An 11,756-nucleotide genomic window follows, 5' to 3' on the forward strand; every position below is an offset into this window, starting at 1 on the left:
CGTCATCTTCTGCTTCGCGTTGGCGGTGTCGAAGCAGTACCACGGCTCGCCCTTGAGGCAGGCCCGGCACTGGCCACACACGGCACGCCAGTTGAGCACGACGTAGTCGCCGGGCTTCACATTGGTGACGCCCTCGCCGACAGCCTCCACGACGCCGGCCGCCTCATGGCCCAGCAGGAAGGGGAAGTCGTCGTTGATGCCACCGAGCTTGTAGTGCAGGTCGGTGTGGCAGACGCCGCAGGCCTGCACCTTGACCACGGCCTCACCCGGCCCGGGATCGGGGACGACGATGTCGACCACTTCGACATCGGCATCCTTGGTGCGGCTGATGACGGCCTTGACGGTCTGGGGCATGCGGACTCCTTGGTCAGGAACGGATCTGGGTGGGGACGTGGAGGACGTGCCGGGCAGGGGCCCGCCACGTCCACGGGGTGGATCAGCGGGGGCAGGTGCAGCGCTCGGTGGGCGGCACGTCCTTGAGTGCCTCCTCGATGTGCTCCCCACAGCCGGCCCAGGTGGGCTTGTTGCACTTGTCACAGGTGACCTTGCGGCACATGGTGGCTCCTTGCTCGGCGATGGCGGCCCCCGGGACGGGGGCCGTCTCCATGGTGTCATCCCCGGCAAGGGGTCGTCAGTTCCTGCGACCCACCTTGATCGTGTGCACATCCTCGACGAAGCCGCCCAGCAGGCGGCTGCCGATGCCCTCGAAGGCATCACTCTGGCCGGTGGTGAGGAACATCCGCTGCGCCTCGCGCGGCTCGTGGTGCAGCAGCTCGCGGCGCTGCAGCACCTGGTAGGTGGCCTTGGCGCACTCCTCGGAGGAGCTGACCAGCGTCACCTGGTCACCCAGCACGTAGCTGATCACGCCCTGCAGCAGTGGGTAGTGGGTGCAGCCCAGGATCAGGGTGTCGCAGCCGGCGCGCTGGATCGGCTCCAGGTACTCGCGCGCCAGGCCCAGCAGCTCGTCGCCACCGGTGATGCCGGCCTCGACGAACTCGACGAAGCGGGGGCAGGGCTGGGTGGTCAGGCGCACCTGGGGAGCGACGGCCACGGCGTCGTTGTAGGAGCGCGAAGTGGCCGTCGCCTCGGTGCAGATGACGCCAATGGAATGGTTGCGGCTCGCGGCCACGGCCCGGCGTGCGGCCGGCAGGACGACCTCGGTGACGGGCACGTCATAGAGCTCGCGGGCATCGCGCAGGGCTGCGGAGGAAGCGGAATTGCAGGCGATCACCAAGGCCTTCACACCGTGGGTGACCAGGCGGTCCATGCACTCGATGGCATAACTGCGCACCTCGGCGATGGGGCGGGGGCCGTAGGGGGCACGGGCCGTGTCGCCCAGGTAGATGACATCCTCATTGGGCATCTGGTCGACGATGGCACGCGCCACCGTCAGGCCACCGAAACCGGAGTCGAAGATGCCGATCGGGGCATCGCTGCCGATCTCTGACTCGAAGGGGATCACTCGCACGTCCTTTCAACCCGAGCCATGATAGGCGTCCGCCCGAGCAGCCCGGCGCACGCCCCGCCCGACACCGGTCAGCGACGCAGGCTCAACTGCACCAACACCGGGCCGGTGCGGGACTGCGACGGACCGTGCGAGCCACAGCCTGCCGTCCCGTCGACCGTCCCACTGGCACAGGATCCGCACCCTCCACCGGGGCATCCCATCGCCAGTTCCTTGACGTCGATGCGCCCCATCCGGCGCAGGTGGTCGACGGCGGTCGAGACCACCCCGCGGTCCAGGCCGGTGATGACGGCAACCTCGTCGAGGCTGGTGGCTCCGTCGACGAAGGCTGCGAGCACCTGGCTCAGGGGTCCGCTCACCACAGCAGCCTTCCCACCTGGAAGACCGCGACGGCGCTCACCCACGCGACCGCCAGCTGCATCGCCACACCGAAGATGGTCCAGCGCAGCCCGATCTCGCGCTTCTGCGCCGCCAGGGTGGCCACGCACGGCGTGTAGGCCAGCAGGAAGACCAGGAAGGCGATCACCGCGGGCAGGGGGTGCCCGCCCGAGGACTTCTCGAAGTCAGCGGTGATCCGGTCGCCCAGAGTGCCGGGGTCGCCGCCCTCCTCGGGCTCGTCGACGGCATAGGTCTGCGCCCACGAGCTGATCACCGCCTCCTTGGCGACGAAGCCCACCACCAGCGCGGAGGTGGTCTGCCACTGGGCGAAGCCGGCGGGCTGGAAGACGGGGGTGACAGCCTGGGCGGCCACGCCATAGGCCGACTGCTCGACCGGCACCTCCCCGAAGGCGTGCTGCTGGTTCACCGGGGTGGACTGCAACAGCCAGACCAGGCAGACCGTCGCGACGATGATGCCCGAGGCAGTGCGCAGGAAGCCCTTGAGCCGCACCCAGGCCACCGAGGCGGTCAGCCGCGCGGTGGGCAGCTGGTAGGGCGGCAGGTCGAGCACCAGCGGCTCGGCCCCCATGGTGCGCCACAGCGTCTTGCGCAGCAGCATCCCGACACCCACCACCATCAGGATGCTGGTCAGGTACATCGCGAAGACCACGGTGCCGGCCCAGCGTCCGAAGAAGGTGGTGGCCACCAGCACGTAGACGGTCAGGCGGGCGGTGCAGCTGGTGAACGGCACCAGCAGCGAGACCAGGATACGTTGGCGCACCTGCGGCAGGATGCGGGTGGCGCTGATCGCCGGCACATTGCAGCCGAAGCCGACCACCAGTGGCAGGAAGGCGCGTCCGGGCAGGCCCAGCGCGCGCATCATGCGGTCGGTGACCACGGCGGCGCGGGCCATGTAACCGGAGTCCTCCAGCAGTGCCAGCAGCACGAACATCAGCGCCATCAGTGGTGCGAAGGTCAGCAGCATGCCGACGCCGGCGACCAGCCCGTCGACCAGCAGGCCGTCGACCCAGCTACCACCCAGGCCCACGAGCTCCATCACCCGATGGGCGCCGTCGCTGAGCGGGCCGGCGAAGAACTGGTCAAGCGCGTCCTGCAGCGGGGCGGCGACCGTGGTGGTGGTCTGGAAGACCACCCACATGACGGCCATGAAGATCAGCGGCCCGATGACCGGGGCGGTGACCCAACGGTCCACCCGGTCGCTCCACGAGGCGCGGGCCTCACCACTGTCGAGGGTGCCCGCGCTGACGGCCTGCTCGATGAAGGCGAAACGCTCGTCCTCGCGCACCAGGTCGGCATCCAGCGGGTCGAGCCCGGCATCAGGAACGGTGCCCAGCGTCCGGGCTTCCGCGGCGGGCGCCTCGAGCTGTTCGTGGACGACCCGTGCCAGGGTCTCGATCCCGTCGCGACGGCGCGGGTCGAGTGCCACCACGGGGCAGCCCAGCTGGGTGGACAGGGCAAAAGTGTCCACCCCGATGCCCCGGTGGCGGGCGACGTCGAGCATGGTGAGGGCCACCACGACCTTCATGTCGCGCTCGCGCAGCTGGGCGACGATGTAGAGGCTGCGCGCCAGGTGGGCGGCATCAGCCACGACCACGCTGACATCGGGGCGCTCGTCGGCGGGCCCGGTGACCAGCAGCTCGCGGGTCAGCGCCTCGTCGGGGCTGACCGGGTCGAGGGAGTAGGCGCCGGGCAGGTCGATCAGGGTCATGTCGAGCGGACGGGTGCCGCCGTGCTCACCGCAGGAGCAGCCGGTGCAGGTGCAGGGACTCTGACCGCAGCCGCACGGGCCGGCGGGGGCGGTGCTGTGCCACACGCCACGCGAGACGCTCACCGTGGTGCCGGGCCAGTTGCCCATGGTGACCTTTGCGCCGGTGAGGGCATTGAACAGGGTGGACTTGCCGACGTTCGGGGCTCCGACGAGTGCGATCACGGGAGCGCCCACGCCGGCACCGGCACCATTGCTCTCGTCGCAGCAGGCCTTGGCGGTGAGAATGCTGGGGCGGTCCTTGATCTGGAGCAGAACCGGCGCGTCCTGGTCGATGCTCATCGCCGCCCCGCCACGGCCAGGTCCTGGTGCTCGACGTAGAGGCGCTGCAGCATGGAGCGGTCGAGCGCGATCCGCGAGCCGGCGACGCTGAGCACGCGGCCGCCACCGCTGGTGGCGTGCACCAGGTTCACCTGCGCTCCGCGACGGATGCCGAGTGCGGCCAGTCGGCGACACAGCTCCGGGCTGCCCTCGGTCCGCACGAGTGTCAGGGGACTGCCCAGGGGGGCCGCATCAAGACTCATCGGTGGCGTCATGCCAGGCACTCTACGCCCTACTTAGGCAAGCCTAAGCAAAGGGGGCCACCAACAAGCAACACTCCTCGCAAATCACCTTGTCAGAGAGTTCCGAGCAGGCATTCCTGGACCCACGCCGTCCACTGGTAGAGCTCGTACACCCACGACCGAGGGTCATCCTCGGGCAACTCGGCCACTTCGGAGGCGCTGGTCTCGTCGACGATCCCGAGCCTCGCCGCCAGGGCCAGGCGGACCGCGGTCAGCGTCTTCAGCCAGGCCGTCACCGACTCGGCCTCGACATGGCACACACCCTTGCGGCCGGTGACGGCAAGGTCGGCCAGCACCACCTGGGCATCGGTCACCTTCTGATCGCGCTGCTGGGTCTGGGTGAAGCGACGGAAGTCATGCGAGGCAGCCGGGTCGTCGGGATAGGCATCGGGAAAGATGCGCCGCACCACTGGGTCGTCGAGGTCGAGCCCCGCATTCGGGTCGTCGACCGAGCCGCCGACCTCGGCACTGAAGTCCGCCTCCCACCGTGCGAATGGGTCCTGGGGGAAGGGGTCTTCCCCGGAGTCCTTGGCGGCCGAGCGCGCCGTGTGCTGGCGTCGTGCCAGGTCGTCCGGGTCCAGCAGCTCGACAACCTGCTCCACCAGGCTTGCCAACAGGCCCGGCTCCCCCTTGTCGAAGTGGATGCTCAGCCCGTATTCCTCGGGTTCAATTCCGCGCATCTCACTCCCCCTGCTGCATCGTGGCCCACAGGCCATAGCCGTGCATGGCGTTGACGTCGCGCTCCACCTGCTCCCGGCCCCCGCTGGAGACGTCGCACTTGCCCTCGTTGTGCACCTGCAGCATCAGCCGCTCGGCCTTCTCGCGGGTGAAGCCGAAGTAGGTGGTGAAGACGTGGGTGACATAGCTCATCAGGTTCACCGGGTCGTCCCAGACCAGGCAGACCCACGGCTCCTGGGTCTGCTCCTGCTCGTCCGCACGCTCGACGACGGCGGTGCCACCCGACGGCGTGGTGGTCGGCTCGCTGCTCATGCCCTCCATTGTGACGCACCTGACCGACAACCTCACCCAGCCGTCCCGGTCAGGGTTCTGTCGCAGCGGTGCGACACAACCCTGACCAAGGTCCACTGGCAGCGATGAGCCCACACTAGCCAGACAGACTAGACAGCCCCACTAAGTAGTGACACTATTGAGCTATGGCAACCCAACCCTGGCCCAGCGAGTGGCTGCGCGGAACCCTCACCCTCGCGGTGCTGCGCGTGCTCTCCGACGGGCCCACCTATGGCTACGCGATCGCCAACGCGCTGGCCGACGCAGGCTTCGGCGACATCAAGGGCGGCACCCTCTACCCACTGCTCAGCCGGCTGGAGACCCAGGGCCTCGTCGAGACCGAGTGGCGCGAGGGAGACGGCGGCCCCGGACGCAAGTACTTCCAGCTCTCCGAACTGGGGCTGCGCCGCTACCACCAGCAGGCACCCCTGTGGCGGGCCTTCTGCGAACACACCAGCAACTTCATCAACCCCGATCAGCCCCACCAGAACCCGGAGGCATGACATGAACGCCAAGCAGCTCACCGACAAGCAGTGGCTCGACGAGATGATCATCGAACTTCGCCTGCGCAATGTCCGGGGCCCCGCCATCGGCGACGCGGTTGCCGCCGTGGAGACGCACTGCGCCGAATCCGGCGAGAGCGCCACCGAGGCCTTCGGCCACCCGCGCGAGTACGCCCGTGCCCTTGAATTCCCCGCCGACCAGGTCAGCAAGACCGCGCCCGGCCAGTGGGTACGCCTGATGTCCCCGATCGCCATTGGCCTCGTTGGGCTGTACCTGGTTCCGGGCATCGTGCTGGCCCTGTTCACCCACGAGCCCGTCGCGGTGCGGTGGGGCGACATCGCCACGCTGGCGCTGATGGCCGCTGTCGTGGTGCTGCTGGCTCGGGTCCACGGCGTGCTGCGGGCCATCCTGCAGCGGTGGATCAACGCTGCCCTGATCCTCGGCGGCGGCATCACGCTGCTGACCATGACCCAGGTGCTGCTCGACGCCACCGCCTTCCACGTGCCGCTCTGGCTCGCAGCCGTGGTCTGCCTGGCTGCCCTGGCCTACTCGGTGATCGGCATGCGTCAAGTGATCGAGACCGAGCAGGACCTGATCATTGACCCCCGCACTCGCCGTCCGAAGAACCCCGCCATCGCGGCGGCGGCCAGTTGGATCTTCGTGATCAGCGCCGTCGGGCTGGGCCTGATCAGCGCGATCCCGCTCTGGATGGCCAGCTGACCAGAAGCAATGGGCGGTCGCTCCGACGTGCGCAATCATCTGCGCACGTCGGGCCGTCACAGGCAGGCGCTGCAGCGCGTGCCCCGGTAGCCACCACGTGGGGGGTCCACTCCGTACGTCGAGGCGCCCAGTGAAAGCCCCTGTCGCCAGGGCGGATCGTCCAATAGTGTGCAATCCATGACCACCGCACTGCTCACCGACCACTACGAGCTCACCATGGTCCGCGCGGCCCTGGGGTCGGGCACGGCCTTTCGCCGTAGCGTCTTCGAGCTCTTCCCCCGCCGCCTGCCCGAAGGCCGCCGCTACGGCGTGGTGGCCGGTGTCGGCCGGATGCTCGACGCGCTGGAGGAGTTCACCTTCGACGACCAGACCGTCGACTGGCTGCTAGACAAGGACGTGGTCAATGCCGAGTGCGCCGACTGGCTGCGTGACTACCGCTTCACCGGCACCATGTGGGGCTATCCCGAAGGTGAGGTCTACTTCCCCGGCTCTCCCCTGCTGCGCGTCGAGGGCAGCTTCGCCGAGGCCTGCGTGCTGGAGACCCTGCTGCTGAGCATCTACAACCACGACTCCGCGATGGCCTCGGCCGCCAGCCGGATGACGGCGATGGCCGAGGGGCGCCCCTGCATCGAGATGGGCTCCCGACGCGCCCACGAGCAGGCCGCCGTCGCCGCCGCCCGCGCCGCCTACATCGCCGGCTTCGCCTCCAGCTCCAATCTGGAGGCCGGCCGGCGCTACGGCGTGCCCACCGGTGGCACCGCCGCCCACTCCTTCACCCTGCTGCACGACTCCGAGCGCGAAGCCTTCCAGGCCCAGCTCGACGCCCTCGGCGAGGACACCACCCTGCTGGTGGACACCTATGACATCGAGGCGGCCGTGCGCACCGGCGTCGAACTGACCAAGGGCCGCCTCGGCGCGATCCGCCTGGACTCCGGAGACCACGCCATGGTCGCCCGGGAGGTGCGCGACCTGCTCGACGACCTCGGCGCCGAGGACACCCGCATCATCGTCACCAGCGACCTCGACGAGTGGCAGATCGCCGCGCTGCGCGGTGCGCCGGTCGACGGCTACGGGGTGGGCACCTCGGTGGTCACCGGCTCCAGCCATCCGACCTGTGGCTTCGTGTACAAGCTGGTGGCCCGCGCCAGCTCCGACGAGCCGGATACCGAGCTGCTTCCCGTGGCCAAGAAGTCGATGAACAAGAACACCGTCGGCGGCCGCAAGTTCGCCATGCGCCGCCTGGACGCCAAGGGCCGCGCCCAGGCCGAGATCGTCGGCATCGGCAACCCGCCGTCCAGCGACGGCGACGACCGGCAGCTGATGGTCGAGCTGGTCCGCGACGGCGTCGTGGTCGGCCGCGAGCCGATCGAGGCCGCCCGGGAGCGCCACGAGCGCTCCCGCGCCGAGCTGCCCAAGGCGGCGCTGCGGGTCAGCAAGGGAGAGCCGGCGATCGCGACCATCATCCTGGACCCCGAGGGCGACGAGGCCTACAACCCCTACCTGCACTCGGCCGTGCCGACCAACATCTGAGGAGGAGCCGTGAGCAACGCACTGGTGGTCGTCGACGTCCAGCTGGACTTCTGCGAAGGCGGATCGCTGGGTGTCGACGGAGGCAACCTGGTGGCCTCCAAGATCGCCTCCCAGCTGACCGACCGGCGGGGCGGCTATGACCACGTGGTGGCCACCCGCGACCACCACATCGACCCGGGCAGCCACGTCAGCGACGAGCCCGACTTCGTCGACTCCTGGCCGCCGCACTGCGTGGTGGGCACTCCCGGCCAGCAATTGCACCCCGACCTGACCGGCATCGACTTCGACGCCATCTTCGACAAGGGCCCCTACGAGGCGGCCTATTCGGGCTTCGAGGGCTCGATCGGGGGCGACGAGGACGGCGAGCGGCTGGCCGACTGGCTACGCTCGCGCGGCGTCACCCGCGTCGACGTGGTAGGCATCGCCACCGACTTCTGCGTGCGCGCCACCGCCCTGGACTCGGCGCGGGAGGGATTCACGACGGGCGTCTTCGCCCAGCTCACCGCGGCGGTCTCGCCCGACCGGGTCCCCGAGGTCTTCGACGAGCTGCGGGCGGCGGGGGTCTCCATCCACTGAGCCAGGCCCTGGCCCACCCCGAACACGACACTGCCCCGGCACCAACAGGTCCCGGGGCAGTGTCGTGTCGTGTCGGCCGCTCAGATGCGGCCGGCCTCCTTGGCGCGGAAGCGTGCCAGGGCGGCCTTGCGTGCCGCCTCGGACTCGCGCGCGATGCCGGCGGCAGCCTCGTCGTCGCGGGTCAGGTTCTCGCCGGTCTCCGGGTCGAAGACGTGCATCTGCGACGGGTCGAAGCAGAACTCGGCCTGGTCACCCTCGCGCAGGAAGGAGCGTGAGTCGAGGTTGACGATCATCTGGTTGCGCATGCCCTCGCCGTCCAGCTCGCGGTCGAGCTCGTTCAGCTTGTCCTTGGCGCGCTCGTCCACCTCCATGGGCAGGTAGGCGTACTGCTCATTGCCCAGCCACTCGGTCTGGTCGGCATCGGCGGTGAAGTGCACCAGGTTGCTGCCCGAGTTCTGCACCGTGGCGTCCTTGATGTGTTCGGGACGCAGGCCACAGATCACGATCTCGCGCCCCTGCAGCTTGGCAGCCAGCTCGGGCGTCGGGGTGACGTCCATGTAGGGCAGGCGCAGCACGCCGTTCTGCACGCGGGCGGGCAGGAAGTTCATCGGCGGGGAGCCAATGAAGCCGGCGACGAACAGGTTGAGCGGCTGCTCGTAGAGCTCGCGCGGCGAGGCACACTGCTGGATGACGCCCTTCTTCAGCACGGTGACACGGTCACCCAGGGTCATGGCCTCGGTCTGGTCGTGGGTGACGTAGATCGTGGTCATGCCCATCCGGCGCTGCAGGCGGGCGATCTCGGTGCGCATCTGGCCGCGCAGCTTGGCGTCCAGGTTGCTCAAGGGCTCGTCGAAGAGGAAGGCCTCGGCCTCGCGCACGATGGCGCGGCCCATGGCCACGCGCTGGCGCTGGCCGCCCGACAGGTTGCCGGGCTTGCGCTGTAGGTGGTCGGTCAGGTCCAGCATCGCCGCGGCATTGTTGACCTTCTCGGTGATCTCGGCCTCGGACAACTTGCCCTTGCCCAGTCGCAGCGGGAAGGCGATGTTCTCGAAGACCGTCAGGTGCGGGTAGAGCGCGTAGTTCTGGAAGACCATCGCCAGGTTGCGGTCGCGCGGGGCCAGCTCGTTGACGCGCTTGCCGTCGATGAGCATGTCGCCGGAGGTGATGTCCTCCAGGCCGACGACCATGCGCAGCAGGGTCGACTTGCCACAGCCGGAGGGCCCGACGAGGATCATGAACTCGCCGTCGGCGATGTCGATGCTGACGTCGTTGACGGCCGGGAAGCCGTCGCCGTACTTCTTGACGATGTTGTTGAGTGTGATGCTTGCCATTTCTAGCTCCTGTTGTGTCGCGGAGGGCCTCAGCCCTTGACCGCGCCCGAGGTGAGGCCCGAGACGATCTGGCGCTGGAAGACGAGCACCAGGATCACGACGGGGATGGTGACGACGACGGCGGCGGCGCTGATGGCACCGGTGGGCTGGACGAACTGGCTGGCGCCGGTGAAGAAGGCCAGCGCGGCGGGCACGGTGCGGGCGTGCTCACTGGTCAGGTTCGAGGCGAAGACGAAGTCGTTCCAGGCGGTGAAGAAGACGATGATCGCGGTGGTGAAGACACCGGGGGCCGCCAGCGGGGCGATGACCTTGCGGAAGGCCTCCCAGTTGGTGGCGCCGTCCACCTGGGCGGCCTGCTCCATCTCCCACGGGATCTGCTGGAAGAAGGCCGACAGGGTCCAGATGCTCAGCGGCAGCGTCAGGGCCAGGTAGGGCAGGACCAGGCCGGGGATGGTGTCGAACAGGCCGACCTGGCGCCACAGGTTGAACAGCGGCGTCACCATGGCGATCACCGGGAAGAAGCTCACCGCCAGGGCGGTGGTCAGGATCATCTTCTTGCCGGGGAAGTCCAGCCGGGCGATGGCATAGGCGCAGAAGGTGGCCAGCACCACCGAGATCAGGGTCGCGGTGAGGCAGACGATGACCGAGTTCCACAGCGCCGGCATGAACAGGTCCTTGGCACCGCCGGTGAAGATCAGCCGGTAGTTGTCGAGGGTCGGCTCCTTGGGCCAGAAGTTGCCGAACATGTTCTTGCTGGAGTCGGCCAGTGCCGCGTCGCTCTTGAGCGAGGTGGCCAGGATCCAGACCAGCGGGATGAGGGTCCACAGCATGATGGGGATCGAGCCGATGCCCATCCACAGCTTGGCCTTGGGCGAGATGTTGGTTTCCATGTCAGTTCCTTCCCCCGGCCAGGTCGACATTGAAGCCCTTCACGAAGAGGGCTGCGATACCGAGCACGCACAGGAAGAGGATCACGGCCAGGCAGGCGCCCATGCCGATCTCCACGCGGCTGATCGTCTCGTTGGCCACCAGCATCGACAGGGTCATCGTGTCGTTGGCGCCACCGGTCATGACGTAGGGGTTGTCGTAGATGCGGAAGGCATCCAGGGTGCGGAAGAGGGTCGCAACCATGATCGAGGCCTTCATGTTGGGCAGCACGACGCGGCGCATCTTCTGCCACCAGGTGGCACCGTCGACGACGGCCGCCTCCTCCATGGCTCCGTCGATCTGCGCCAGGCCCGCCAGCAGCAGCAGCGACATGAAGGGCGTGGTCTTCCAGATCTCCGACAGGCAGATGATCGCCAGCGAGCTCCAGGTGCCGCCGAACCAGTTGTAGTTCAGGTCGAAGGCGCCGAAGCTCAGCGTGTGCAGCCAGTGGTTGATGAAGCCGGTGTCGAACTGGGCGGCGTACTTCCAGCTGAAGGCCGAGACCACCGTGATGATGGCATAGGGGATCAGCACGACGGTGCGCAGCGTGCGACGCGGGATGACGATCTTGTTCATCACCAGGGCGATGATGAAGCCGAGCACCAGCTCGAAGACCAGGGTGATGACGGTGATCGCCACCGTGATGCCCATGGCCTTCCAGAACAGGTTGTCGGTCAGGGCCGTCACGTAGTTGTTGAGCCCGACGAACTTGCGTCCGGCGGGGTCGGTGAGCCGGTACTGGAAGAGGGAGAGCCAGATGGCGTTGAGGATGGGCCACATGGTCACCAGGACCATGACGACGAAGGCGGGTCCGGCCAGCATCCAGCCGAGCTTGCGCTCCTCCTTGGCACGGTCGGACAGGACAGGCTTGCGCGCCTTGCCGGCGGCATTGGGTGCGATGGTGCTCACAGCAGCGCATCTCCCTTCAGGACGTCCATGATGAACTGCTGGGCCTCGGCGGGCGTCTG

Annotated in this window: 15 protein-coding genes; 4 read left to right on the plus strand and 11 right to left on the minus strand. The window is 68.3% G+C overall.

Going from position 1 to position 11,756, the window contains the following annotated elements:
* The 8 genes from ACHFFZ_RS01755 to clpS all read right to left on the minus strand — a co-directional run.
* Nucleotides 1-354: alcohol dehydrogenase catalytic domain-containing protein (locus ACHFFZ_RS01755; protein ID WP_394274947.1), on the minus strand; the 354-nt coding region annotated here is incomplete at its 3' end.
* Nucleotides 355-436: 82 nt separating this feature from the next.
* On the minus strand, nucleotides 437-607 hold the full coding sequence (locus ACHFFZ_RS01760; protein ID WP_394274948.1) for a hypothetical protein: 171 nt from the start codon (nucleotides 605-607) through the stop codon (nucleotides 437-439).
* Nucleotides 608-631: 24 nt separating this feature from the next.
* The gene (gene murI / locus ACHFFZ_RS01765) at nucleotides 632-1,459 is read right to left on the minus strand and encodes a glutamate racemase (RefSeq protein ID WP_394274961.1); all 828 of its coding nucleotides are present in this window, start codon (nucleotides 1,457-1,459) and stop codon (nucleotides 632-634) included.
* Between the two features lie 77 nt (nucleotides 1,460-1,536).
* Complete coding sequence (locus ACHFFZ_RS01770; protein WP_394274949.1) at nucleotides 1,537-1,824, minus strand: hypothetical protein; 288 nt, start codon at nucleotides 1,822-1,824, stop codon at nucleotides 1,537-1,539.
* The gene (gene feoB, locus ACHFFZ_RS01775; RefSeq protein WP_394274950.1) at nucleotides 1,821-3,911 is read right to left on the minus strand and encodes a ferrous iron transport protein B; all 2,091 of its coding nucleotides are present in this window, start codon (nucleotides 3,909-3,911) and stop codon (nucleotides 1,821-1,823) included. The genes ACHFFZ_RS01770 and feoB overlap by 4 nt, the downstream gene beginning before the upstream one ends.
* A complete protein-coding gene (locus ACHFFZ_RS01780) occupies nucleotides 3,908-4,165 on the minus strand; it encodes a ferrous iron transport protein A (protein ID WP_394274951.1) in 258 nt (85 codons plus the stop codon). The genes feoB and ACHFFZ_RS01780 overlap by 4 nt, the downstream gene beginning before the upstream one ends.
* An 80-nt stretch (nucleotides 4,166-4,245) precedes the next feature.
* On the minus strand, nucleotides 4,246-4,872 hold the full coding sequence (locus tag ACHFFZ_RS01785; RefSeq protein WP_394274952.1) for a DUF2017 domain-containing protein: 627 nt from the start codon (nucleotides 4,870-4,872) through the stop codon (nucleotides 4,246-4,248).
* A 1-nt stretch (nucleotide 4,873) separates the two neighbouring features.
* A complete protein-coding gene (gene clpS / locus ACHFFZ_RS01790; protein WP_394274953.1) occupies nucleotides 4,874-5,182 on the minus strand; it encodes an ATP-dependent Clp protease adapter ClpS in 309 nt (102 codons plus the stop codon).
* A 164-nt stretch (nucleotides 5,183-5,346) separates the two neighbouring features.
* Here clpS and ACHFFZ_RS01795 point away from each other — a divergent pair, with 164 nt between their 5' ends.
* The 4 genes from ACHFFZ_RS01795 (at nucleotide 5,347) to ACHFFZ_RS01810 (ending at nucleotide 8,530) form a co-directional block, all read left to right on the plus strand.
* A complete protein-coding gene (locus ACHFFZ_RS01795; protein ID WP_394274954.1) occupies nucleotides 5,347-5,703 on the plus strand; it encodes a PadR family transcriptional regulator in 357 nt (118 codons plus the stop codon).
* A gap of 1 nt (nucleotide 5,704) precedes the next feature.
* Nucleotides 5,705-6,424, plus strand: coding sequence for a hypothetical protein (locus tag ACHFFZ_RS01800; RefSeq protein ID WP_394274955.1), 720 nt, complete (start codon nucleotides 5,705-5,707; stop codon nucleotides 6,422-6,424).
* A 168-nt stretch (nucleotides 6,425-6,592) separates the two neighbouring features.
* Entirely contained in the window at nucleotides 6,593-7,954 is a 1,362-nt protein-coding gene (locus ACHFFZ_RS01805; protein WP_394274956.1) for a nicotinate phosphoribosyltransferase, read from the plus strand.
* Nucleotides 7,955-7,963: 9 nt separating this feature from the next.
* Nucleotides 7,964-8,530 (plus strand): isochorismatase family protein, encoded by a 567-nt coding sequence (locus tag ACHFFZ_RS01810; RefSeq protein ID WP_394274957.1) that lies wholly within the window; start codon nucleotides 7,964-7,966, stop codon nucleotides 8,528-8,530.
* An 80-nt stretch (nucleotides 8,531-8,610) separates the two neighbouring features.
* Here ACHFFZ_RS01810 and ACHFFZ_RS01815 read toward each other — a convergent pair whose 3' ends face one another.
* From ACHFFZ_RS01815 to ACHFFZ_RS01825, 3 genes are read right to left on the minus strand one after another with little or no spacing between them, the layout of a single operon-like run.
* Entirely contained in the window at nucleotides 8,611-9,861 is a 1,251-nt protein-coding gene (locus ACHFFZ_RS01815; protein ID WP_394274958.1) for an ABC transporter ATP-binding protein, read from the minus strand.
* A 29-nt stretch (nucleotides 9,862-9,890) separates the two neighbouring features.
* Nucleotides 9,891-10,751 carry a carbohydrate ABC transporter permease gene (locus ACHFFZ_RS01820; RefSeq protein ID WP_394274959.1) on the minus strand — a complete coding sequence of 287 codons (861 nt, stop codon included), beginning with the start codon at nucleotides 10,749-10,751 and terminating at the stop codon, nucleotides 9,891-9,893.
* A 1-nt stretch (nucleotide 10,752) separates the two neighbouring features.
* A complete protein-coding gene (locus tag ACHFFZ_RS01825; protein WP_394274960.1) occupies nucleotides 10,753-11,697 on the minus strand; it encodes a carbohydrate ABC transporter permease in 945 nt (314 codons plus the stop codon).
* Nucleotides 11,698-11,756 lie beyond the last annotated feature (59 nt).

It is taken from the genome of Luteococcus sp., from assembly GCF_043424415.1.
Classification (GTDB): Bacteria; Actinomycetota; Actinomycetes; order Propionibacteriales; family Propionibacteriaceae; genus Luteococcus.

What these genes read in the sequence shown, in the direction of transcription:
- ACHFFZ_RS01760 (WP_394274948.1), bottom strand. Translation starts at nt 607, where the DNA reads ATGGAGACGGCCCCCGTCCCGGGGGCCGCCATCGCCGAGCAAGGAGCC.
- feoB (WP_394274950.1), bottom strand. Translation starts at nt 3,911, where the DNA reads ATGAGCATCGACCAGGACGCGCCGGTTCTGCTCCAGATCAAGGACCGC.
- ACHFFZ_RS01780 (WP_394274951.1), bottom strand. Translation starts at nt 4,165, where the DNA reads ATGACGCCACCGATGAGTCTTGATGCGGCCCCCCTGGGCAGTCCCCTG.
- ACHFFZ_RS01785 (WP_394274952.1), bottom strand. Translation starts at nt 4,872, where the DNA reads ATGCGCGGAATTGAACCCGAGGAATACGGGCTGAGCATCCACTTCGAC.
- clpS (WP_394274953.1), bottom strand. Translation starts at nt 5,182, where the DNA reads ATGAGCAGCGAGCCGACCACCACGCCGTCGGGTGGCACCGCCGTCGTC.
- ACHFFZ_RS01795 (WP_394274954.1), top strand. Translation starts at nt 5,347, where the DNA reads ATGGCAACCCAACCCTGGCCCAGCGAGTGGCTGCGCGGAACCCTCACC.
- ACHFFZ_RS01800 (WP_394274955.1), top strand. Translation starts at nt 5,705, where the DNA reads ATGAACGCCAAGCAGCTCACCGACAAGCAGTGGCTCGACGAGATGATC.
- ACHFFZ_RS01815 (WP_394274958.1), bottom strand. Translation starts at nt 9,861, where the DNA reads ATGGCAAGCATCACACTCAACAACATCGTCAAGAAGTACGGCGACGGC.
- ACHFFZ_RS01820 (WP_394274959.1), bottom strand. Translation starts at nt 10,751, where the DNA reads ATGGAAACCAACATCTCGCCCAAGGCCAAGCTGTGGATGGGCATCGGC.